Below are 22,544 nucleotides of genomic sequence, written 5' to 3' on the forward strand. Positions count from 1 at the left end.
GAAGAGTTAGCCAACGGATTCGCTCCGGCTCCTCGGCAGTTGCTGCTGAGCAAAGGCGAAGCCCGCTCACTCGGGCTTCGGTCGGCGGTGAGAGCCAGCAGCGCTCGATACGAACCAGATCGCCGAGGTTTCGCGCGAAAATCCTCACAACGCGCTAGTTCAGGGAGCTTGACGGCGCCACCGCGTGCACCTCCAAGTCGGATCCGACACCGTAGGTGCCATCGATTATTGAGAGACTTCTAATTCGATACACCTGTTCGAATGTTCGGCCGAGCCCAGACCACTCGTCCTTCGCGTAAACGCGGATTAGCATGTACTGGGTCTGGTCGTCGGTCCACTCCGAACGAAGGTCCTCGCGTATTCGATACCTCTTTACGTATCGTTGCTCGGGATCTCTCCTAAGTGATCGACGACCTGGTAACAATGGTGATGGCTGCTTCCCGATGACGTCGATTTCCTTCATCACCTGGATCTCTCCGTTGGGGACAATGCGGCGCCGGACTCGATAAACTGAAACCCTGACATCTACTGCGGAGCGACGAGAAGCGTTATAGATCTTGACTCGGTAGCGGATACTTCCATCTTCATCTCTCGGCATTGCAGAGAGTTGTGGAGCTATCCTGATCGAAGGTCGCATAATGCGCAGCAGGAACAGGAAAAATATCGAAGCAATTAGGCTGGTAACGACGCCTTGAATGAAGATCGACAACTCGGCCTTCCCCCCTTGTGTCTGAAGTCTTACTGTAGCTATGCGGGCAGTCGCCTTCTAGGTGTCGACTGCGCACATCTCGCTGGGGGGAAGGGAGGGTGAGGATGCGCATCATGGACGAAGAAGTCACGGACTTCCGCCGCCTCGAGGAAGAGGAGGAGGAGTAGGTCCGTAGATTCCGGCAAGCCTGTTCGCGAGCATCCTGTGCCGCACGTTTCGCGATCAGCTTGCCGGAATCTGCGTCACCGCTACAGCTTTCTTAGCGTTACAACCAGTTCTCGCGGGCTGCGTGCAGGGCGAGCTGGAAGCGGGTGCTGGCGCCGGTGCGGTTCATCAGGCGTTCGAGGTAGCGGAAGAACGTGCGGCGGCTGATGCCGAGCGTGCGGGCGATGGTGTCGTCGGCGGCGCCGGTGGCCAGCAGGGCCAGGAGGCGGCGTTCGATGGGTTCGAGGCGGTCGTCCTCGGCGCCGACCGATGCGTGCAGCGGCAGCGCGTTGCGCCAGCAGAGTTCGAACATACCGATCAGGGCGGTGAGCAGGCTGCTCGGGCGGATGATCAGCAGGGACCGGTTCACGTCGGTGTCGCGCACCGACATCGACACGAACGCGATCGAACCGTCGATGATGGTCAGCTTCGCCGGTACGTCGGGCAGAACGCGCGCCTGCTCGCCGGCTTCGACGCAGGGGAGGATGTTCTCGGTCAGGTAGCCGGGCACCTCGACCGACTCCGGCGAGTAGACGATCCGGTAGGTGACGCCCCGGTTCAGCTGCTCGATCTCCATCTGGTTCGGGCCCGCGCCCAGGTAGTACGGTGGGGAGTCGATGGCCAGGATCTCGCGCTGTGCGCTGCCCTTGATCTGGTTGATCCGCTCGACGATCGCCGTCCCGGTGACGACCTCGATCAGGTGCGTGGTCGACTCGTTGTGCACGGTACGGCGGAACTCGTCGTACGCGTTCAGGACCTCGATCCGCGCCTGCTTCAGCTCGGACTCGCGGCGCAGTGTCAGCGCCTCCAGCCCGGCGTCGGGAGGCACCGGCAGGAACCGCGAGTGGTCCGACCCGGACCGGCGCGCCAGCCCGGCCTGGACCAGGCCGCCGAGCACGTCGTCGATCCCGGCCGCGCGGCCGGCGACGGCCCCGTCCAGCTCACCGATCGACGAGGGGCCGGCCCGGAGCAGGTGCTGGTAGACCAGGATCTCGTCGTCGTTGAGCCCGAGCACCCGCAGGTGCTCGGCACGCTCCGTGTCGGTCGAGCTCATCGCTGTCCCCTCCCTCCCGAGCGCGGTCACCGTGGGCTACCGCCACTCCAGGGTAGAACGACCCGCAAGATCCGGATCGCACTGTCCGTGTTCTGACCGCTGCGCTGAGCGATATTTGTTGTCCTGTCAGCATTCTTGTGCCGTGTCACCATCTGGCCACCATTTCCGCGCAGTTGTGAGCGAGAATTGAGGTCCAGCAGCCCGGCGACGGACCACCTGAGCGCCGCCGGGCTGCTGTTCCAATTCTGGCCTGAGTTCGCGGCCGCGGCAGCGTAGCCCGTTTCGGTTGGGTCTCGATCCCGGCGCATCGGTGCCCTCGCACTCCCGTGCCATCACCGGCTGTGCCGGAGGGTGTACAAACTGTGCAACCGAGGCAGTTTTCGAGGAGGCACCGCCCATGCTTCTGACCAAGTTCCTTCGATCCGCCGTACTGAGCGCGATGACCGCCGCCCTGGTCATCGTGCCCGCCCACTCGGCGAGCGCCGCGCCCACCACCGCCCACGGTGAGCCCGGCCCCCGAGTCGTCGGTGGAACCCGCGCGCTGCAAGGCGAGTTTCCGTGGATGGTGAGGCTGTCCATGGGATGTGGTGGAGCGATGTACACCAATCAGCTCGTGCTGACCGCCGCGCACTGCGTGGGTTCCACCGGCAACAACACCTCGGTCACCGCGACCGTCGGTGTGGTCGACCTGCAGGACACGTCGGCGACGAAGGTGAAGTCGACGTACATCCACCGCTCGCCCACCTACGGCACCAGCACCGGCGGCGACTGGGCGCTGATCAAGCTCGCGACGCCGATCACCGGTGTGGCGACGCTGCCGATCACCACCAGTACGACGTACGACACCGGCACCTTCACGGTGGCCGGCTGGGGTGCGGCCAGCGAGGGCGGCGCGCAGCAGCGCTACCTGCTGAAGGCGAACGTCCCGTACGTCGACGACGTGTCGTGCCGCGACGCCGGCGACTACTACAGCGACCTGATCTTCCCGGCCGAGCTGTGCGCCGGTCAGCTCGCGACCGGCGGCGTCGACACCTGCCAGGGTGACTCCGGCGGCCCGATGTTCCGCCGCGACAACGCCGGCGCCTGGATCCAGGTCGGCATCGTCAGCCACGGCGACGGGTGTGCCCGGCCGAGCGCGCCGGGTGTCTACACCCAGGTGAGCACGTTCGCGTCGGCGATCGCCGCCGCGGCCGCGCAGCTCGGCGGCGGCGGACCGAGCCCGACCTGCGGGCCGTTCACCAACAACACCGACGTGAACATCCCGGACGCCGGCGCGGCCGTCACCAGCTCGGCGACGGCGACCGGTTGCACCGGAAACACCTCGTCGGCGCAGGTCGCGGTCAACATCGTCCACACCTACCGCGGCGACCTGGTGATCGACCTGATCGCGCCCGACGGTTCGTCGTACCGGCTGAAGAACTCGAGCAGCAGCGACTCGGCCGACAACGTCAACACGACGTACACCGCGACCGTCAGCAACGAGACCCGCAACGGCACCTGGAAGCTCCAGGTCCGCGACGTGGCCCGCGCCGACACCGGCTACATCAACTCCTGGTCGATCAGCTCCTGACACCAGCACCACAAAGCCCCCGGCCTGGATCCAGGCCGGGGGCTTCGTGTTGTCACCGGATCAGCGGCTGGCCTCGACGAACTGGCGCATCAGCTCGACGGGGTCGTGGCTGGGCTCCGGCTGGGCCAGCGAGTCGGCCGGGATCCGGGACTGCGGGGTGTCCGCGGTCGTCAGGTCCGGGGCGCTGGTCAGCGGGAGGGTGAGGGAGGACTTCGCCGGGTCGAGGGTGACGGTCGCACCGGTGAAGGGAACGGACGGGTTGTCGGGCTCGACGGTGAGCACCAGGCCGAGGCGGTGACCGGCGGCGAAGACGACGTCGTCGGCGTTCAGCTCGAAGCTCAGGTCGTACCACTTGCCGGACTGCAGGGACTCCTTGCGGTTCAGCGACTTGTAGTGGCCGATGTCGGCCAGGGTGCGGACCGCGACCGACGCGTCGGAGACGGCGGTGTTGATCTGCGTCTTGGCGTAGCAGCCGGTGTCGAGGGTGTTGCCGTCACCCCAGCAGACGCTGGTGTTCGGGACGTTGGTGACGTCGCGGTAGCGGGTCGCCGTACCGTAGTCCACCAGCCGCGCTTTGATGCCTGCGGCAACCTTGTTGACCTTGACCCGGACGGTGACCTTACCGGTCCCGGACATCCGGACCGACTGCTCCAGGTCGTTGCTGAGGAACACCGCGCGGTCCGGCCGTTGCGTGGTCGGGTCCAGTACGACGGAGTCGACGGACTCCGCGCTGGTCCCGGTGAAGCTGACCGGGTCCGACGACGCGGCCGCGATCGAGAGCCCACCGGTCTTGGCGTTCAGCGGCTTGCTCAGGTTCAGCTTCGTCGTCCTGACCCCGGCCGCCGGCCAGCGGGCCTCGTCGACGAACGAACCGTCCTCGCGCTGCACGGTCGCCTGCGGCGTCTTCATCACGTCGTTCTTCAGGCCCTGCAGCCAGTAGTCGAACCACGGGTGCAGCTTGTCGACCCACTCGTCGCGGAAGCTGAAGCCGTCCAGGTGCACGCCCTGGTGCAGGAAGATCTTGCGCGGCACACCGCGCTTGGCCAGCTCGTCCCACCACTCGCCGAAGTGCCGGGTCTTCACGTTCTCGTCGCCGAGCCCGTGCACGACGTACACGCTGGCCTTGACCTTGCTCGCGTCGAGCCGGTAGTTCCGCGGGTCCCAGAACTTGCTGTACGAACCGGTGCGGGTGTCGGAGTCCTGCTCGATCTCGCCGGTCAGCTCCTCGCAGCGCGGTGACGCGTCGTTGCTGACGTAGTCGTGCAGGAAGCCCATGTACTCGTCGTAGAAGGGTACGCCGAAGCCGCGGGTGTAGTCGTACCAGGACGAGATCGCCGCGATCGGGACGATCGTCTCCAGCCCGCGAACGCCGGTGCTGGCGACCGAGTTCGCGATCGTGCCGTTCCAGGAGACGCCGATCATGCCGGCCTTGCCGGTCGACCAGTCGGCCTTGGCCTTGGCGCCGTCCGGCGTCTGGCCGGGGACGCGGTTGTTCAGCCAGTCGATGACGGCCTTGGTGCCGAGCACCTCGTAGTCCGCGCCGACGTCGCTGCAGCCGGTCGAGCGGAAGGTACCCGGCATGTCGACGAAGGCCACGGCGTACCCGCGTGGGACGAAGTAGTTGTCGAGCCAGCTCCCGTACACCTGCCGGGTGCCGGCGGCGTCGAAGTAGTTCTTCGGGTCACCCGCGTAGTACGGCGACGCCTGGATGATCACCGGGACGTCGATCCCGGCCTGGGCGGCCTCACCGGGCCGGATGATGTCGACGGTGACCTGGTCCTTGACACCGTTCGCGTCGGCGTCGACACCGGGTACGTCGACCTGGATCCGCTCCCGGATCGCGTTGTCGTAGTCGTACGCCGCGACCGTCTGCGTCCCCTGGACGAACGGTTTGGCCGGCGGACCGGCGGTCGCGGACAGCGACGCGATCGGCGCCAGCGCCGCGGTCGCCAGCAGGGCCACTCCGGTACGGAAGGCCGTGCTCGATCGAGATCTGCGCATGCAAGTAGCTCCCCTGTGGGCGGTGGGTGGAGCACCACGGCCCTCCCTCGACAGGGCCGTTGTGGTGAACGCACCTTATGCGCGATCTGACACCGCTGTCAGCACGGAACTCACCCGGACGGTCACCATCCGTGGAGATCACGGGAAAAACTTCAGCGGACCAGGCGCAGCCGGGTCTCGGCGACGGTGATGTCGAGGCGCTGCCCCCAGGTGATGGTCAGGGCGTCGGCCTCGATGCCGTCGCCGAAGACGACCAGGTCGGCCTCGGCGGTGACGGTGAGGTGGTCGCGGGCGGCCAGGACGCCTTCGGTGTACGACGTACCAGTGGCGGGCGACGGCCAGGCCTCGCGGACGAACCAGCACAGCGCCGGGTCGAGCGGGCCGGGCAGTGCGAGCCGGCTGTGGCGTTCCTGCCAGGCTGAGCGGCACCACCCCGTGGATCCTGTTCCGGTGCCGACCAGCAGGCCGGAGGACGACTGGCGCTCCTCCAGCCCTTCGGGCGAGGCGAGGCGGTAGCGGGCGGACTGGTGGGTCCGGTGGCCGACGTACACCTCGTTGAGCGCCAGCAGGCGCTGGCCGTCGTCCGTGCCCGCGACGACCATCGTGCGCTCCTCGACGTGCTGGGCGCGCAGCAGGTCGGCGGCGGCCTCGGGCTCGTGCGGGACCAGTACGCCGGGGTTGCGGGCGGGTTCGGGGTTGATCCCGATCACCGGCTGCCCGTCGAGGTACTTCGCGACGTTCGCCACCAGCCCGTCCTGCCCGACCGCGACCACCACGTCCTCCGGGCCGAAGACGAAGCGATCGAGATCCGCCCGCTCGACCACCGCCCGCCGCCAGTCGAGCGGGACAGCGCTCGACACGGCAGCGAGGGCCTTCTGCTGCGCTTCGTGCCGCTCGTCCAGCTCGGCCAGGTCCCGCCCGCGGGTCTGCAGGAAGAACCCAGCCTGCTGGCGCGTGCCGTGCCGAGCTACGAGCTCATTGAGCTCGGTAGCTCGGTGCACGAGTACTGCGCGAGGTGGGAGGCTCATGCCTGGTCACCAGTCAGCTTGCTCAGCAGCGGGGTGATCAGATCTGGCGTCAGGTTCAGCGTGCCGATCTCCGGCAGGGCGCCCTGCTTGATCGCCAGGGCCAGGATCGTGGCCTGGTCCATCTCGGCGTACGCGTCGAGCAACGCCTTCTCCGCGGCGGCTTCGGCCGCACCGATCACGCGCTTGGCGTCGGCCTCGGCCTGGCTGAGGGCTCGCTTGCGCGACGCCGCCGCCTCGGTCTCGATCCGGCCGGCGGCCGCGGCCTCGGTCGCGCGCTGACGCTCGTTCTGGCCCTTCTGCGTGACCAGCTGCTCCTCCCGCCGCGCGAGCTCGATCTGGTTCTGCAGTTCGTTCTCCGCGATCGACCGCTCCCGCTCGACCGCCATCGCGCGCCGCTCGTACGTCGCCTTGTCGGCCGCCTGCTGCACCATCTCGCGGGTCGGCGTCTGCAGCGCCCGCTCCACGTCGTTCTCCGCCCGTACGGCGACCACCCGCACGTCCTCGACGCCGATACCGAGCCCGCTCAGCCGCTGGTCCTCGCGCAGTCCCGTGCTCACCGCGAGCCGCAGCGACGCCATCCCCTCGGACAGCGCCTGGGTCAGCGACATCCGCGCGAGCAGGTCGAGCGCGGTCTGCTGCGCGAGCTCGGTCAGCAGCCCACCGAGCTGCTCCAGCGGGGTCGCCCGCCAGCGCCCGGTGTCCGGGTCGATGCCGAAGTCGAGCCGGGTCGCGGCCAGCGCCGGGTCGGTGACGCGGTAGGTGACGGTCGCCTGGACGACGACGTCCTGGAAGTCGACGGTCCGCCCGTGGAACAGCAGCGGCTGCTCGCGGTCGTCGACCGGGACCTCGCTCAGCGACGAGTTCAGCGCCCGGAACCAGAACGCCTGCCCGGCGCCGTCGTGCACCAGCTTCCCGTTCCGCAGGTGCCGGACGTGGGTGGTCGGGTTGGCCCGCAGGTGACTGATGAAACGGAACCGCGTGATGTCGGCCATCGCTGTGCTCTCCTCACGGCCGGTCGCCCCGGCCTCGTTGTCGTCACTTTGACGATAAGGCGTCGGATCGCTTTTCGTCAAGGTGACGATTAAGGTGGTCGGTATGGACTTCGAGCCGATGGGTGTGGCGACAGACCTGGTGATCCTCACCGTCCAGGCCGGGTCGTTCGAGGTGCTGCTGATCCGGCGCGGGATCCCGCCGCACAAGGGGCGGTGGGCGCTGCCGGGCGGGTTCGTGCGGGAGGGCGAGGGACTGGAGGCGGCGGCGCGGCGCGAGCTGGCGGAGGAGACGGGGGTCGGCTCCGAGCGCATTCACCTGGAGCAGGTGGCGACGTACGGCGAACCTGGACGGGACCCGCGGGGGCGGGTCGTCAGCGTTGCTCACCTGGCACTTGTCCCGGATCTACCGACCCCGGTGGCGGGGTCGGACGCGGCTTCGGCGTCCTGGATCCCCGTCGCCGACGTGCTCGTCGATCCCGGGCGGCTCGCGTTCGACCACCACCGGATCCTCACCGACGCCGTCGAGCGGGCCCGCGCGAAGCTTGAGTACTCACCGCTCGCGACCGCGTTCTGCGCGGACGAGTTCACCGTCTCCGAGCTGCGCGGCGTCTACGAGGCCGTCTGGGGCGTGCCGCTCGACCCGCGCAACTTCCACCGCAAGGCGACCCGCACCGAAGGCTTCGTCGAACCGCTCGGCGCGACGACTACCCGCGACGGCGGCCGCCCCGCGCAGCTCTTCCGCCGCGGCCCGGCGGTCACGCTGCACCCACCGCTGACGCGGGGCTAGCGGTTGAGCAGCATCAGTTGCTCGGCGGTGATCAGGTCCGTGTGCGTCCCCGGCGAACCGCACGCCCACGCACCCGCGATCGTGCCCGCCGTCGCGGCTTCGTAGTACGAGCGACCGTCCAGCCACGTGGTCAGGAACGCGGCGACGTACGCGTCGCCGGCGCCGTTCGTGTCGACCACCGGGCGCCCCGCAATCTTGACCGCGGGCACGTGGACCGGCGGCTCGCCGCGCACGTGCAGGTAGCTGCCGTCCGCGCCGGCCATCGCGATCACGACCTGCGCGCGGCCGCAGGTGAAGATCCAGTCGACCGCCTTGTCGCGCAGCGCGCTGGTCGACACGAACACGACGTCCGCGCACTGGGCGAAGTCGCGGTGGTACTCGTTGTCGCCGTCCCAGTCGTGCAGGTCGGTCGACAGCGTGCGGCCGGCCGCCAGCACGTCGGGCAGCGCGCGCCGCGCGAAGTCCATGATCGAGACGTGCACGTGCCGCGAGTGCTCGATCCAGCCGCGCCACAGCCGGGGGTCGACGCGCATGCCGGCGGGATGGCGTCCGTCGTACAGGGAGGTGCGGAGGCCGTCGGGGGCGACCAGGTTGACGCTGCGCCGCGTCCCGCTCGGGTGGACGGCCCAGGTCAGCGGCAGCCCGAGCTCCTCGTACGTCGTACGGATGCGTTGCGCCTCCGCGTCGTCGCCGAGCACGTCGGCGAGACCGGCGTCGAGCCCGAGCCGGTGGCAGCCGAGCGCGACGCCGTGGCCGGTGTGGCCGACGTACGACTCGACCGGTTCGACGTGGATCGTCTCCCAGTCGGCCAGCGGAAGCCCCGGGACGCGGACGACCGTGTCGATCCCCACCCCACCGATCACGAACACGTCGAGCCCCATGCGTCCATCCTCACCGAGCCGGGCAAGCGACAGAAGATCAGCGGCCGGAAGCTTGAAGCAGAGTTGACCTCGAGAGCCCTTGAAGTGATCTCCTGGCCGGTGTGAAACACGTGCTGATCACCGGCGCCGGCCGGGACACCGGACGCCTGCTCGCCCTCGCGTTCGCCGCCTCGGGTGCGCACGTCGTCGCTGCCGCCCGTACGGCGTCCGCCGCCGACCAGACGGTTGCGCTGATCCGGGCCGCCGGGGGATCGGCTCGGGCCGTCGTACTGGATCTGTCGTCGCCGGAGTCGATCGCGGCGTTGCAGTTCGAGCGGCTCGACGTCCTGGTGAACAGCGGCGCGCGCTACCTGGAGGGCGACGCGTCGCCGGCTGACATCGCGGACACGATCGGTGGGGCCGCGACGGGGACGGTGCTGCTGACCGAGCATCTCTTGCCGCTGCTCCGGCGATCGCGAGCCGCGGACGTGGTGAACCTGATCTCCGCTGCTGGGGAGCCTGGTCAGCACCGCTCGGCCGCGCATCCCGCCTTCTATGCGGCCAAGCATGCGCAGGCGGGCTACGCGGAGATCCTCTCCGCCCGGCTGCGGCCCGAGGGTATTCGTGTGATCTCCCTCTTCCCACCCGACTTCACCCAGGACGGCTCCCGCGACGAGGGCTCGCCGCTCACCGCCCAATCGGTCGTCGAGTGCATCCTGTTCGCGGTCAACCAGCCGCGCGACTGCTTCATCCGGAGCTTCCACTTCGAGCAGGTCTGACTTTCGTCAGGTGCGCTGACTGGCGATCGACAGCAGCCGGGCGTACGCCGAGGAGGACAAGCTCGGGCCCATGCTGACCCGACGCGTCCTCCTCGCCGGCACCGCCGCCCTGCTCGCCTCGCCGCCTACGGCGGCCTCGGCCTCGGGGTTACACAAGCCAAGCGCCTACTGGCCCGGCCCGCAAGCGGGCGGGCGACCGCCCGTAGCCCTGCGGTTCTCTCGGCCCACCGGCCCCTTTCCTGTCGGCACCACCGAACTCCACCTCGTCGACGCCGGGCGGGACGACCCCTTCGTTCCCGGGCGTCCACGGGAGCTGATGATCAGCGTCTGGTACCCCGCGACTCGTCCGGCCGAGCGGGCGGCGTACCTTCCGCCGCTCACCGCGCAGGTGTACGCCGAGGGCGCGGCGATCGCGCTGCAACAGCCCGTCGACGCCGTCGACTGGGCAGGCGCCCGGGTGTACGCCGGGTTGTCGGCGCCGGTGAGTCGCGGGCGGCGACCGGTGGTGCTGTTCTCGCCGGGCTTCGGCGTACCGCGTGGGCTGGGGTCGATCATGGTCGCCGAGCTGGCGAGTCGTGGGTACGTCGTGGTGACGGTCGACCACACCTACGAAGCCGCCGCCGTCGAGTTCCCCGGTGGGCGGGTCGCCGTGCAGACGTTGCCGGCTGAGCCGTACGCGCGGCTGGCGCGGGCGACGCGGGTGGCCGACGTACGGCACGTGCTTGATGCGCTGCAACAACTGGCGAACGGGAGGAACCCGGATGCCGACGGGCGACGGCTGCCGGAAGGGCTGGGAGGGATCCTCGACCTGACCAGAGTCGGCGCGTACGGCCACTCGGCCGGCGGGATCACCGCGGCCGACGTGATGCTCGTCGACCGGCGCGTCCGAGCCGGGATCGACCTCGACGGCACCCTCGGCTACGGGTACGACGACCCCGCCGACTGCCCGGTCGTTGCCCAGGGCCTCGATCGGCCGTTCCTGCTGGTCGGTGCGGGCGGCACCGGGCCGGACGGCGGCCCGCAGACCCACCGCACCGACCCCTCCTGGCGCGGCTTCTGGAACAACTCGACCGGCTGGAAGCGCGACCTCAACGTCCCGCGCGGGCAGCACTACACGTTCATCGACCACCAGGCGCTGATCCCGCACTTCCAGCGGCACTTCACCGTCCCGCCCGAGCTGGTCGCGAACACCATCGGCACCGTCGACCCGCGCCGGATCCTGCACACGCTGAACACCTACCTGCCGGCGTTCTTCGACCAGCACCTCCGGAACCGTCCGGGCACCTGGCGAGACTCACCGAAGCACCCGGACGTCCGGTTCATTGCTTGATCGGCGCGCCGGTCTTGTCCTGGAGCTCGTCGAAGGTGACGCCCTCGGCGAGCTCGACCAGCCGCAGGCCGTCGTCGGTCACGTCCAGCACGGCGAGGTCGGTGATGATCCGGTTGACGACGCCGCGACCGGTGTACGGCAGGTCGCACTCGGCGAGGATCTTGTGCGAGCCGTCCTTGGCGACGTGCTCCATCAGCACGATCACCTTCTTGGCACCGTGCACCAGGTCCATCGCGCCGCCCATCCCCTTGACCATCTTGCCGGGGATCATCCAGTTGGCCAGGTCGCCGGTCGCCGAGACCTGCATCGCGCCCAGGATCGCGGCGTCGATCGCACCGCCGCGGATCATCCCGAAGGACAGCGACGAGTCGAAGAAGCTTGCCCCCGGCAACGTCGTGACGGTCTCCTTGCCGGCGTTGATCAGGTCCGGGTCCTCGTCGCCCTCGACCGGGTACGGGCCGACGCCGAGGATGCCGTTCTCGGACTGCAGCACCACGGTGACGCCGTCCGGGATGTAGTTCGGGACCATCGTCGGCAGGCCGATGCCGAGGTTGACGTACGAGCCGTCCTCCAGCTCGGCGGCGGCGCGGGCGGCCATCTGCTCACGGGTCAGCGGCATGGCTCAGGCCTCCAGCTTCTCGCGCTGGGCGTCGTACGCCGCGCGCGGTTGCACCGTACGCTTCTCGATCCGCTTCTCAATGTCCTTGCCGACAGCAACCACTCGCTGGACGTAGACGCCGGGCAGGTGGATCTCGTCCGGGTCCAGCTCGCCGGGCTGGACGAGCTCCTCGACCTGGGCGATCGTGATCCGGCCGGCCATCGCGGCCAGCGGGTTGAAGTTGCGGGCGCTGCGGTCGAAGACCAGGTTGCCGTGGGTGTCGCCCTTGAGCGCGTGCACCAGCCCGAAGTCGGTGGTGATCGACTCCTCCAGCACGTACGTCGTACCGCCGATCTCGCGGGTCTCCTTCGGCTCCGAGGCCTTCGCGACCGAGCCGTCGGTGTTGTACTTCTGCGGCAGCCCGCCGTCGGCGACCTGGGTGCCGACACCGGCCAGCGTGAAGAACGCGGCGATCCCGCAGCCGCCGGCCCGCAACTTCTCCGCGAGCGTGCCCTGCGGCGTCAGCTCGACCTCGAGCTCCCCGGACAGGAACTGGCGGGCGAACTCCTTGTTCTCCCCGACGTACGACGAGGTCATCTTCGCGATCCGCTTGTCGGCGAGCAGGATCCCGAGCCCCCAGTCGTCGACCCCGCAGTTGTTGGACACGACGCTGAGCCCGCTCACCCCCTTGGCGTGGATGGCGTCGATCAGCTGCATCGGGTTCCCGCACAGCCCGAACCCACCCACCGCGAGGCTCGCCCCGTCACCGATGTCGTCCACCGCGTCCCGCGGCGACCCGTACGTCTTGTCCATCCGCTGCTCCGTTGCAGTTCGAGGGCTAGATCAGTCGACTCTAACCAGCCGACCACATCCCGGCGACCCCCACACCCTGTGGCCACCAACACAGCCGGTACGGCGGTATGTGGCGCGCCCACAGGTGCTGCTGTCACCCCACCACATGTCCCGCCCGCCCCGCGCCTGCGGCGCGGTTCGGCTAGGCCGTGGCCTCCGCGGCGCAGATGGCCTCCAGCTCGTGGGCTGCTTCCTCGCGGGCGTCGGGGAGGTCGTCCGGGCAGGTGGCGAGGAGTTGGGCCAGGTGTTCTCGGGCGCAGACCAGGTTGCCGGCGTGGCGGGCGGTGCGGGCCAGGCCTATCTGGGCGGCGGCGACCGCCTCCGCGTTGTCGGTGGTGGTGGCTAGTGACAGCGCCTCGGTGAAGTCGGCTCGGGCCTGGTCCAGGGTGGCGGTGCGGAGGTGGAGCTCGGCTCGTTCGCAGAGGAGGAGGCCGGCTTCCTCCTCCAGGCCCAGCTCGGACGCCAGGTCCACGGCCTCGGTGGTGATCGGGAGGAGGTCGGTGGCGATCTGGCGGAGGCCGGTGAGCGCCAGGAACATGGCCCAGCGGTCCTCCAGCATGCGGAAGCGGGCCAGAGCGATGCGGAGCGACTGCTCGGCCTCAGCAGGTGCGATGTCGACCAGGCCGGGGTAGCCCTTGATCAGCTCCACAGCAGCCCGGGTCCACGCGTCGCCGTCTCGCTCGTGCCTGGCCAGTACGTCGGCAACCACAGCTGCTGACTCGAACGGCCCGAAGACCAGCGCCCACAGCAGCACCGTCACCGGGTACTTGAACGGCCCCGCACCATCCAGCACCACCTGCTGCGCCAGCTCCAGCTGCTCCTGCTCGGCTGACGACGCCCCGTGCAGCACCGTGAGCAGGTACTCCTCCTCCAACCCCGCCGGCACCGTCCGCCCCAGCATCCCGAGCACGCGTTCAGCAGCAGCCGCCGCCTCGTCCTGCAGCCCACGCGACCACCAGTAGCTCGACAGCCCGGCCACCAGCCGCAGCGCCATCCGCGGGTCGCTCTCACAGGCCCGCTCGATCGCGGCGACCACCTGATCGCCCTCGGCCGCCGTACGCACAGCAGCCCGCGCAGAGCTCGTTGCTGTGCGCAACGGATCGGGGTGCTCGACCAGGTCGATCAGGTACGACAGGTCCTCGTCGTACCCGCCGCCCCGGAACTCCACATCACTCATTGTCACCCCGGTGCCAAACCACCGGAGCACGGGGTCCTCAGAACTCCAGCACGCCCCAGTGCTCGGGCTTGTGCATGTCGACGGCCCACTGCGGCGACCAGACCCAGAAGTCCTGCTGCGACCCCTTCCGGTAGCCGCCGTCGACCACCTCGTGCGACCACTCGACGCGCATCAGGTTCATCCGCCACTCGTCACCGGGCGCGGGCGGCGTCGCTCCGGTGTTGTACGCCGCCAGCTCGGCCCACGGGAACGCCGCCTCGACGGTCCAGCCGGCGTCGCTGTCGCTCGGGTCGTTGAGCGTCCCGTCGACATGGATGGCGGTCCGCAGCCCAGGCAGGTTGGTCGGGTCGATCGCGACGCCGCCGTCGGCGTACGGCTTGGGCAGGGTCAGCTCCCAGATCGTCCCGAGCGGGTTGATCTCGAACTCGTAGTAGTTGTTCCGGTCGCCGTCCGGGTCGAGGAACAGCTCGAAGTTGTTCTCCTCGTACAGGAACGTGTTCTGCTCGGTCATCGTCGACCAGACGTGCGGCTCCTCGAGCTGGGCGCCGAGGTACAGGTACTGGTCGTCGTACATCAGCTTCGCCCGGGTCCGGTACGCCGGAGCCGGCTGGTCGCCGCGGATGTCGACGAAGTCGCTGGTCCAGGCCGCCTCCGCCCAGGCCGGGTCGGTCAGCGTGCCGTCGAGCGACGGCGGGGTGGTGGTGCGGTGGGCCTTGTAGCGGGGCAGATCAGGCATCGGCGCGCTCCAGCAGTCCGGCGAGCAGGTGGGCGAGCAGGAAGGTAACCGCAGTCAGCACCGGGACGACCAGCAGGGTCCAGGTGCTGAACAGGTTGTCGGCCAGAAAGGCCAGTACGACGAGCAGCATGAACCCGACGCCGAGGAACGCGACGAGCTTCGGGTGCGGCATCGCGAGCCGGCTGAGCGCGGTCGCGCCGAGCACGATCGCGACGACGACGGTCAGCACCAGCAGCGGGAATCCCCAGGCGCCGCAGTTCGACGTGTCGCGGAACCGTTCGCAGCCGCGCTCGCTGAGCCAGACCGCGCCGATGGTGACGAACCCGGCCAGGATCCCGACGACGGGGAGGATCAGCAGCGGGGGCAGCGGCGGAACGTCGAACCGCCGGCCCCGGTCCTCGGCGGTCCCGGGGGCCTCGCCGGTCTCCTCCGGCAGTTGCCGGGTGACCTCGTCGTCCGCGTCGCCCATGGCCGCAGGCTACTGGGTCAGACGGCTCCGAGGGCGGTCGCGACCGCGTCGCGGACCTGCGCGTCGGTCGGCACCGGCACACCACGCTCGGCGGCGAGCTCGGCCAGGGACACCATCGTCACGTCGTGCAACCCGCAGGTCGTGAACGTGTGAAACACGTCCATCGCCGGGTCGACGTTGATCGAGAACCCGTGGCTGGTCACCCCGCGCCGGATCCGCATCCCGATCGAGCAGAGCTTGCGGTGGTCCTCGGTCCAGACGCCGACCAGGCTGCTCTCGCCGCGCGGCGTCTCCCGCCGTACCAGCGGAAACCCGAGCTCGCCCAGAGCCGCGATCAACCCGTTCTCGACCCAGCGGACGATGTCGACCGGCCCGCGCTGCTTCAGGTCGATCACCAGGTACCCGACGAGCTGCCCAGGACCGTGGTACGTCGCGAAGCCGCCACGGTCGACGCCCACCGTCGGGATCCCCGCGGTCTCGGGCGGCAGGTCGGCCGGCGGGGTCCGCTGCCCGTAGGTGATGACCGGCGGATGACTCAGCAGGAACAACCGGTCCCCGGCGCTCCCGTCGGACCGCTCCGCGACCCAGGTCGCCATGTCCTTGGTCGCGATCTCGTACTCGACCTCACCGAGGTCAACCCGCTGCAACGCCGTCACCCGGCCACTGTAGATCGGCCCCGGAAATGACTGAGGGCGGTGACTCTCGCGAGTCACCGCCCTCTTCTGTCGGGCTGACAGGATTTGAACCTGCGACCTCGTCGTCCCGAACGACGCGCGCTACCAAACTGCGCCACAGCCCGAAGCCGGAGTCAGCTTACATGCGCACCCGGCTGGGACGAAATCGAGTTAGCCGGCACCGTGAATCCGGGGCACCAACGTGAGCAAAGTCGCCTCCGGACGGCACGCGAACCGCACCGGTGCGTACGGCGAGGTGCCCAGCCCGGCGCTCACGTGCAGGGCCGCCTGGCGGCCGTCGTACCCCCACGTGCTGAGGCCCTTGACCCGGGAGGTGTCGAGGTCGCAGTTGGTCACCAGGGCGCCGTACAGCGGGACCGCGAGCTGGCCGCCGTGGGTGTGCCCGGCCAGGATCAGCGGGTACCCGTCGCCGGTGAAGGAGTTCAGCACCCGCTGGTACGGCGCGTGCGTGACGCCGATCGACAGGTCGGCCGCGGGGTCGACCTCGCCGGCGACCTCGGCGTACCGGTCGCGTTTGATGTGCGGGTCGTCGGTGCCGGCGAAGTCCAGGCGCAGCCCGTTCACCTTGAGGGTGGTCTTCAGGTTGTTCAGGTCGGCCCAGCCGGCGTCGGTGAACGCGGCCCGCATCTCCTCGAACGGCAGGTCCGGCCCGTGCGGCTTGTGCTTCTGCTTGTTGGCCGGGAGCAAGTAGTTCGCCGGGTTCTTGAAGTGCGGCTTCCAGTAGTCGTTGGAGCCGAACACGAAGACGCCGGGCAGGTCGAGCAGTCCGCCGTACGCGCGCAGCAGCGGGAGCACCGAGTCGGGGGAGGAGATGTTGTCGCCGGTGGTGACCACCAGGTCGGGCTCGAGCTGGGCCAGCTCGTTGACCCAGCGGATCTTCTTCTCCTGGGAAGGCATCAGGTGCAGGTCGGACAGGTGCAGCACCTTGAGCGGGTCCGCGCCGGGCGGCAGCACCGGGACCGTGAACCGGCGCAGCGTGAACCAGCGCACCTCGATCGCCGCCGCGTACCCGACGCAGGCGGCGCCGACGGCGCCGATCACGCCCGCGGCTTTCAGTGCCGTGACGGCCGGTCCCCGAAGACTCATTGCTCCAGCCTGCCACAATCTCCCCTATGTCCAACTCCGAGCTGAAGCAGCGCCTGCACGACGACATGACCGCGGCCCTCAAGGCCCGTGACGACATCCGCAAGTCCACCCTGCGGATGGCACTGACGGCGGTCACCAAGGCGGAGGTGGCCGGCAAGGAGGCCCGGGAGCTGTCCGACGCCGAGGTGCTCGACGTCCTGACCGCCGAGGCCAAGAAGCGCCGCGAGTCCGTCACCGCCTACCGCGACGCCGGCCGCGCCGAGCTGGCCGACAAGGAGCAGGCCGAGGCGGACATCCTGGCCGAGTACCTGCCCGAGCAGCTCACCGCCGAGGAGATCGCCGCCCTGGTCACCGAGACCATCGCCGCCACCGGCGCGGCCGAGCTGGGCCCGCGCGGCATCGGCAAGGTGATGGGCGCCCTGCAGCCCAAGGTGAAGGGCAAGGCCGACGGCGGCGCGGTCTCTGCGGAGGTCAAGCGCCAGCTGGGCGCCTAGCTGTGATGTCCAGGGAGGTTGGTCAGGCGGGTGATGGGTGGTTGGCCTGCGATTGCGGTGTGGGCTCGGTGGTGATTGTAGAAGTGGAGCCAGTCAGGCAGGGCTTGGCGGCGTTGGGTTTCTGAGGTGTAGAGGCGGGCGTAGGCCCAGCCATCGGCCAGGGTGCGGTGGAAGCGTTCGATCTTGCCGTTGGTTTGGGGGCGGTAGGGGCGGGTGCGTTTGTGGGTGATGCCGAGTTCGGTGCAGGTGTCGCGCCAGGCGTGGGAACGGTAGGCGGCGCCGTTGTCGGACAGGACGCGTTCGACGGTGACGCCGTGGCCTTCGAACCAGGCCACTGCGCGTTGCAGGACACTGATCGCGGTGGTGGCTTTCTCGTCGGAGCAGATTTCGACGTAGGCGACGCGGGAGTGGTCATCGATGACGGTGTGCAGGTAGCTGATGCCGGTTCGGGCGTGCTGGTCGGGGCTCCACTGGCCGGTTCGGCGTGATGTTGCGGATTTGTTCTTGCCGCCTTGTTGCTTGCCGACGTAGCGCCAGCCGCCGCCGTCGGGGATGTTGCCGAACTTGGTGACGTCGACGTGGATCAGTGAGCCGGGGTGGTCGTGTTCGTAGCGGCGCAGGGGTTCGCCGGTGATCCGGTCGATCCTGGACAGCCGGTTGATCCGGCAGCGGACCAGTACGGCGTGCACGGTCGAGGCCGTGACACCGAGCCGGCCGGCGATCTGGGCCGGGCCGAGCCGTCGGCGCCACCGCAACCGTACGATCCGGCGTACCAGTTGCGGTGGTGTCTTGGTGGGGCTGTGGTGCGGACGGGAGCTGCGGTCGGCCATCCCGGCGATTCCTTCGTCCCTGTACCGCTGAGCCCATTTGCGGGCGGTCTTGGTGGCAACCATGAACATCTTCGCTGCCGCTGAGCACGCCCAGCCGTCCTCGACGATCAGGCGCGCCAGGCGCAGTCGGGTGCGGGGAGTCAGAGTCGCGTTAACGTGGGACACGAAGGCCTCCGGTCGGGTGAAGCGGTGAACTAGACAGCTCCACTTCACAACCGGAGGCCTTCATCTGTCAGACCGACTCACCGCCAACCAGCAGGACAACGTCCCTGGACATCACACCTAGCTACCGGCGTACCGGGCCTGGGTGGCGGCTGAGTACACGTCGTCCACCCGGGTCTGGCTCTCGGCGCCGGTGAGGCGCTGAGGCGTCCTGGACTGCTTGGGCGCGATGAACTCGACCAGCGACGGCTCGACGTACTCCAGCGCGCCCTGCAGCGAGCGGGCCTCGGCAGCGAACGACAGGGCGATCCGGGCGCCTGCCGCGAGCGGAGCGTGCAGGGTCCAGCTGGCCGTCGGCTGCCCGGCCAGCGTGCTCCGGCGACCCACACCACCGATCTGCTCGCCGTCAGGGCCCAGGACCTTCGTCACCTGCACCGACTCGAACACCTGCCGGTCCAGCGTCACCCGGACGCGAGACCCGGCCGGTACGACGCCCGGCCCGACGGAATGCAGTGCCACGAGTCCTGGCCGCCAGACGTAGTAGCCGTCGCCCCAGCTCGCCCTGGTCCACCCGGCGCCGAGCTGGACACCCCAGGGCAGGCCCTGGTCGGCCACTGGTCGGCTGAGCACCCGGGCGGTCACTGCACCCTGCGAGACCTTCACCTCGGTCGCCAGCGGGTCAGCAACGAGGTCAGCCGGGTAGCGGGCAGGCGCTACTCCGCCGGCGTGGACGGTGTAGGTCCCTGGCGCCAGCGTCGGCAGCTGCAGGTCCAAGCGGCGCCCGTGCGCGATACCGGTCGCTGCCTGCGTTGCCTGGAGCGCTACGACCTGCTTGCCTCGCACAAGCACCGGCCGCGCGGCAGCGGCGTACAGGCGCTCGTCGTACGAGAGGCTGATGACCGCCCCAGCCGGTACGCCGGTACTGGTGAGCTCGACACCGAGGTCAGCCGGCACCTCCACGGCAGCACCGTCCGGCGCGTGCACCACCCGCGCACCGCCCGGCCCCACCGGCGTGATGCCCGCCGCTGGAGCCGCCGCCGCGACGTCAACAGAGGCCCCGGCCAGCACCGACCCCGCCAACGCCCCCTGCAGCACGGTCCGTCGTCTCATCATCGCGGCGCCCCTTCGAAGATCGGAATCAGGTACGAGTCCCACACGGCGTACTGGACGGCCAGGGTCGCCAGCAGCACGACCACCGGCACCAGCGCGCGAATCCACCAGGGGACCCGGCGTACGAGCAGAGCCATCAGGAGCATGGACAGCCCGGTGACGATTCCCGGTGCGGCGAGCGCCGCGGACTGCTCGTGGAGCGGCCAGCACCCCGGGTAGGTGCAGCCGTCGCCAGGTCCGTTGAAGTAGAAGTGCAGCTGGTTGATGAGGAACGCCTCGAGCGCGACCACCACGCCACCAACGCCCTGCGCGATGGCGCCCCGAGTGCTACCCGCTGCCGATCGCAGCCGCCCCGGCCGGGGCAGGCCCGCGAAGAGCAGCACCACCATCACCGCACCCACGACCGCCACCAGCGCCCCAACCCCGAGCGGGTCGCCGTCCCGGGTGATCCCCACGCTGTCCTGGCTCGGATCGACCTGCGCCAGCAGCTGCGCGAGCACCATCCAGGCCAGCAGCAACGGCACCACCCCGACCGCCGGAACCACCAGGAGCCCGATCTCGGCCCGGTCCCGGCGGAGCAGCACGCGGTCGTCCGTACGGTCCGCAGTCATCAGCAGCGTCTCCCGGCCGGGCAGAAGGGTCATCGGTCAGCCCTGAGTCTGCATCAGCTGCGCGTAGACGAGAGCGCAGGTCCGGGCTTCGTCCGCGGACGGCAGGCTCTCCGCCCCGGCGAACTCCTCGAGCACGAAGTCCGGCGGCAGGCCGACCGGGCCGTTGTCGGTCAGGTTCACGAACGCCTGGGCGAGGTTGTCCGCCGAGCCGCCGAACCGGTCGGTGTAGAACTTCCGGACCCGCTGCTTGTCGGTCAGCTTCAGCAGCCCGCGGGCCGCGCCCGACAAGCTGCTGCTCCCGCTCTCCTGCTTCGCGCGCCAGATCAGGTACGCGTCCGCGTCCGCGACGACGTCGCCCCAGGAGAAGCCACCCTCTCCATCGACCACCCCAAGTCGCGCGCGCAGGTACACCGCCAGATCCAAGCTCGGATCGGCGGCCTTGGCGTGCTGGTAGGAGCCCCACAGCTGCAGGAGGTCCAGCGCCCAGCCGCCCAGGTCACCCAGGCCGTAGTCGTTCTGGTCGCCCGGCAGACCCCAGTACTCGTAGCCGCGGACGGTGGCCGCGAAGTGCTCGATGTCCCGCGTGGAGACGGGCCGACTCGGGGCCAGCCGGCCGAGCTCCTCCTCGGCGTACGCACGGGCCAGGCTGGTCAGCGTGTCGGTCGTGATCGGCGTGTACTGCGGCCACCCCAGACCGCCCCAGTACTTCGGCTTCTGCAGGTAGTGCATGACGAACGTGGGGATCATCGACGCGTACTGCGACAGCGGCACCGTCGGAGCCACCAGCGCCCGCTCGCACGCGACCTCCGCGCGGACCAGCCACTCGAAGAACGCGTCGAAGCCGGTGCCCGAGACCGAGCCGTCGCGTTCGACCGGCGGGCTGGTGACCTGGTTCAGGTCGACCGGTGTGGCGTGCGAGGAGACGACGTCCTTGTCGATCGCGGGCGCGCCTGGGTAGGCGCCCGACGCGATCTCGACGATCTGGTTGTAGTGCCAGCCCGGCGGCATCGGGAAGCCCATGTTGCCGGAGAAGCCGGTGGACATGCCGGCCACGAAGGCGGCTTCGGCGAGGTCCCGGTCGAGCATCGTGGCGCAGACGTTGCGGGTGCCGTAGACGCCGATCTTGTAGCGGCCGTTGACGGTCTGGTCCATCGAATCGTTGACGCCCTCGAAGTAGTCGGCGACCGGACCGTCGATCACCTCGCCGAGGGCGTCGAAGTCGACCGAGAAGTAGACGACGCTCTGCGCCGGGATGCCGAGAACCCGGCAGCGTTCGACCGCCTCGATGCCGTGGGTGCGGCCGTTCGCCTTGGTCATCTCGCCGGGGGCGTTGTTGAAACGCTGGTGGATCGGGAACAGCTTCAGGCCGGCCGACTTCAGCGCGTCCAGCTCCGGTGCGGTGATGAACTTGTTCGCGCCGACCGTGTACCGGCCGACGTGCGTGTAGCCGGCCGCGACCGCGCCCTGGGCCTGCGCGAGGGTGAGCTGCTTGTTGGTGTCGAACCCCTTGGTGGCGATGGTCGTGTCGCCGTTGGAGACCAGCAGCGCGCACCAGGTGCCGTAGTTGCCGAGGCCGTTCACCGGCAGCTCCATGAAGCCCTGGAAGTCGCGGGTGAGCTGGGCGGTGTCGCCGTCGAAGCTGCCGGTGAACGGGGCGTCGTACCGGTTGAAGCGGAGCACCGCCTGGTACAGCCGGACGAACCGTTTCGCGCCGTCGGTCGACCCCTGCGAGACCGTCGCCTGGGTGCGGATCCCTTCCCGGGTGCCGGGACCGAAGTTGCCGTTCGCGGTCCCGTCGGCCATGCCCAGCTCGTACTGGAGGCCGAACGTCATCGCGGTCTGCACCGCGCGCGAGTAGATCCCGTCGCACGGCACCAGCGCGAAGTCGCGGCGGTTCAGGTACGTCGCGTTCAGCCAGCGCTGGACGTCGCGCACCTGCGTCGTCCCGCCGCCGAGCTTCGTGTAGGCGTCCATCGTCAGCAGCGAGGCCATCAGCTTCACGTCGACCGACGGGTTCGCCGAGCCCAGCCCGAGATCTTCGCGAACGCTGCCGACCGAGCCGCTCAGGTTCGCGAAGCTGACCGCCGCGCCGTCCCACAACCCGGCGTACCCCTTGCACCACAGGGCCGCGCTGAGCAGCTTCAGCACGTTCACCTTCGTGGTGCTGCCGTCGATCTTCCCGATCTGCGCGACGTACGCCGCCGTGGTGGCCGGCCCGAAACCCGACGTGACCGGCGAGATCCCCAGCTCCGTCTGCAGCCCACGCCGCAGCCCGTACATCGTCGACCACCCGGTCTGCCCGGTCTCCTCCAGCGGCACCCACCCCGCCACCCCGCCGTACGTCGCGTTCAGCCAGACCTGGGCGTTGAGCACCTGAGCATCCACACCCGGAAGCCTGACGGCCGGAGAT

21 protein-coding genes and 1 tRNA gene are annotated in these 22,544 nt (G+C 69.4%); 5 read left to right on the forward strand and 17 right to left on the reverse strand.

What is annotated here, in order from left to right:
* Positions 1–974: 974 nt before the first annotated feature.
* Positions 975–1,967: a helix-turn-helix domain-containing protein gene (locus AB0M01_RS30800; protein ID WP_363675690.1), complete on the reverse strand. Its 993-nt coding sequence runs from the start codon at positions 1,965–1,967 to the stop codon at positions 975–977.
* Between the two features lie 397 nt (positions 1,968–2,364).
* On the opposite strand from AB0M01_RS30800, the gene AB0M01_RS30805 reads away from it, so the two are divergent.
* On the forward strand, positions 2,365–3,537 hold the full coding sequence (locus tag AB0M01_RS30805; RefSeq protein WP_363675692.1) for a trypsin-like serine protease: 1,173 nt from the start codon (positions 2,365–2,367) through the stop codon (positions 3,535–3,537).
* A gap of 60 nt (positions 3,538–3,597) precedes the next feature.
* On the opposite strand, the gene AB0M01_RS30810 is transcribed toward AB0M01_RS30805, so the two are convergent.
* From AB0M01_RS30810 to AB0M01_RS30820, 3 genes are all read right to left on the reverse strand, one after another.
* Entirely contained in the window at positions 3,598–5,538 is a 1,941-nt protein-coding gene (locus tag AB0M01_RS30810; RefSeq protein ID WP_363675694.1) for a CocE/NonD family hydrolase, read from the reverse strand.
* Between the two features lie 152 nt (positions 5,539–5,690).
* Positions 5,691–6,566, reverse strand: coding sequence for a hypothetical protein (locus AB0M01_RS30815; RefSeq protein ID WP_363675696.1), 876 nt, complete (start codon positions 6,564–6,566; stop codon positions 5,691–5,693).
* Positions 6,563–7,558, reverse strand: coding sequence for an SPFH domain-containing protein (locus AB0M01_RS30820; protein ID WP_363675698.1), 996 nt, complete (start codon positions 7,556–7,558; stop codon positions 6,563–6,565). The genes AB0M01_RS30815 and AB0M01_RS30820 overlap by 4 nt, the downstream gene beginning before the upstream one ends.
* A 103-nt stretch (positions 7,559–7,661) precedes the next feature.
* On the opposite strand from AB0M01_RS30820, the gene AB0M01_RS30825 reads away from it, so the two are divergent.
* Positions 7,662–8,345, forward strand: coding sequence for an NUDIX domain-containing protein (locus AB0M01_RS30825; RefSeq protein WP_363675700.1), 684 nt, complete (start codon positions 7,662–7,664; stop codon positions 8,343–8,345).
* Here the strand turns inward: AB0M01_RS30825 and AB0M01_RS30830 are convergent.
* On the reverse strand, positions 8,342–9,226 hold the full coding sequence (locus AB0M01_RS30830; RefSeq protein WP_363675702.1) for a carbohydrate kinase family protein: 885 nt from the start codon (positions 9,224–9,226) through the stop codon (positions 8,342–8,344). The two genes, AB0M01_RS30825 and AB0M01_RS30830, sit on opposite strands and share 4 nt — an antisense overlap.
* 101 nt (positions 9,227–9,327) lie before the next feature.
* On the opposite strand from AB0M01_RS30830, the gene AB0M01_RS30835 reads away from it, so the two are divergent.
* On the forward strand, positions 9,328–9,984 hold the full coding sequence (locus AB0M01_RS30835; protein ID WP_363675704.1) for an SDR family oxidoreductase: 657 nt from the start codon (positions 9,328–9,330) through the stop codon (positions 9,982–9,984).
* A 70-nt stretch (positions 9,985–10,054) separates the two neighbouring features.
* Positions 10,055–11,314, forward strand: a complete 1,260-nt coding sequence (locus AB0M01_RS30840; protein WP_363675706.1) for a hypothetical protein — start codon at positions 10,055–10,057, stop codon at positions 11,312–11,314.
* Here the strand turns inward: AB0M01_RS30840 and AB0M01_RS30845 are convergent.
* The 8 genes from AB0M01_RS30845 to AB0M01_RS30880 all read right to left on the reverse strand — a co-directional run bounded on the left by AB0M01_RS30845 (position 11,304) and on the right by AB0M01_RS30880 (position 16,927).
* The gene (locus tag AB0M01_RS30845) at positions 11,304–11,933 is read right to left on the reverse strand and encodes a CoA transferase subunit B (protein WP_363675708.1); all 630 of its coding nucleotides are present in this window, start codon (positions 11,931–11,933) and stop codon (positions 11,304–11,306) included. The two genes, AB0M01_RS30840 and AB0M01_RS30845, sit on opposite strands and share 11 nt — an antisense overlap.
* Positions 11,934–11,936: 3 nt before the next feature.
* Positions 11,937–12,725, reverse strand: a complete 789-nt coding sequence (locus AB0M01_RS30850; RefSeq protein WP_363675710.1) for a CoA transferase subunit A — start codon at positions 12,723–12,725, stop codon at positions 11,937–11,939.
* 181 nt (positions 12,726–12,906) lie between these two features.
* Positions 12,907–13,941 carry a hypothetical protein gene (locus AB0M01_RS30855; protein WP_363675712.1) on the reverse strand — a complete coding sequence of 345 codons (1,035 nt, stop codon included), beginning with the start codon at positions 13,939–13,941 and terminating at the stop codon, positions 12,907–12,909.
* A 37-nt stretch (positions 13,942–13,978) separates the two neighbouring features.
* Entirely contained in the window at positions 13,979–14,677 is a 699-nt protein-coding gene (locus AB0M01_RS30860; protein ID WP_363675714.1) for a carbohydrate-binding family 9-like protein, read from the reverse strand.
* The gene (locus AB0M01_RS30865; protein WP_363675716.1) at positions 14,670–15,146 is read right to left on the reverse strand and encodes a hypothetical protein; all 477 of its coding nucleotides are present in this window, start codon (positions 15,144–15,146) and stop codon (positions 14,670–14,672) included. Before AB0M01_RS30865 ends, AB0M01_RS30860 begins: the two co-directional genes overlap by 8 nt.
* 17 nt (positions 15,147–15,163) lie before the next feature.
* Positions 15,164–15,802, reverse strand: coding sequence for a lipoyl(octanoyl) transferase LipB (gene lipB / locus AB0M01_RS30870; RefSeq protein ID WP_363675718.1), 639 nt, complete (start codon positions 15,800–15,802; stop codon positions 15,164–15,166).
* A gap of 69 nt (positions 15,803–15,871) precedes the next feature.
* Positions 15,872–15,945 (reverse strand) — tRNA-Pro (locus AB0M01_RS30875).
* 46 nt (positions 15,946–15,991) lie between these two features.
* Positions 15,992–16,927, reverse strand: coding sequence for a metallophosphoesterase (locus AB0M01_RS30880; RefSeq protein WP_363675720.1), 936 nt, complete (start codon positions 16,925–16,927; stop codon positions 15,992–15,994).
* A gap of 26 nt (positions 16,928–16,953) precedes the next feature.
* Here AB0M01_RS30880 and AB0M01_RS30885 point away from each other — a divergent pair, with 26 nt between their 5' ends.
* Positions 16,954–17,421 (forward strand): GatB/YqeY domain-containing protein, encoded by a 468-nt coding sequence (locus AB0M01_RS30885; protein ID WP_344176794.1) that lies wholly within the window; start codon positions 16,954–16,956, stop codon positions 17,419–17,421.
* Here the strand turns inward: AB0M01_RS30885 and AB0M01_RS30890 are convergent.
* The 4 genes from AB0M01_RS30890 to AB0M01_RS30905 all read right to left on the reverse strand — a co-directional run bounded on the left by AB0M01_RS30890 (position 17,418) and on the right by AB0M01_RS30905 (position 22,519).
* Entirely contained in the window at positions 17,418–18,416 is a 999-nt protein-coding gene (locus AB0M01_RS30890) for an IS481 family transposase (RefSeq protein ID WP_363676005.1), read from the reverse strand. The genes AB0M01_RS30885 and AB0M01_RS30890 overlap by 4 nt on opposite strands.
* Positions 18,417–18,533: 117 nt before the next feature.
* Positions 18,534–19,526 (reverse strand): hypothetical protein, encoded by a 993-nt coding sequence (locus AB0M01_RS30895; protein WP_363675723.1) that lies wholly within the window; start codon positions 19,524–19,526, stop codon positions 18,534–18,536.
* Positions 19,523–20,167, reverse strand: a complete 645-nt coding sequence (locus tag AB0M01_RS30900; protein WP_363675725.1) for a hypothetical protein — start codon at positions 20,165–20,167, stop codon at positions 19,523–19,525. The genes AB0M01_RS30895 and AB0M01_RS30900 overlap by 4 nt, the downstream gene beginning before the upstream one ends.
* Positions 20,168–20,170: 3 nt before the next feature.
* Complete coding sequence (locus tag AB0M01_RS30905; RefSeq protein WP_363675727.1) at positions 20,171–22,519, reverse strand: glycoside hydrolase domain-containing protein; 2,349 nt, start codon at positions 22,517–22,519, stop codon at positions 20,171–20,173.
* Between the last annotated feature and the right edge of the window lie 25 nt (positions 22,520–22,544).

The sequence above is a fragment of the Kribbella sp. NPDC051770 genome (assembly GCF_040681455.1).
GTDB lineage: Bacteria > Actinomycetota > Actinomycetes > Propionibacteriales > Kribbellaceae > Kribbella.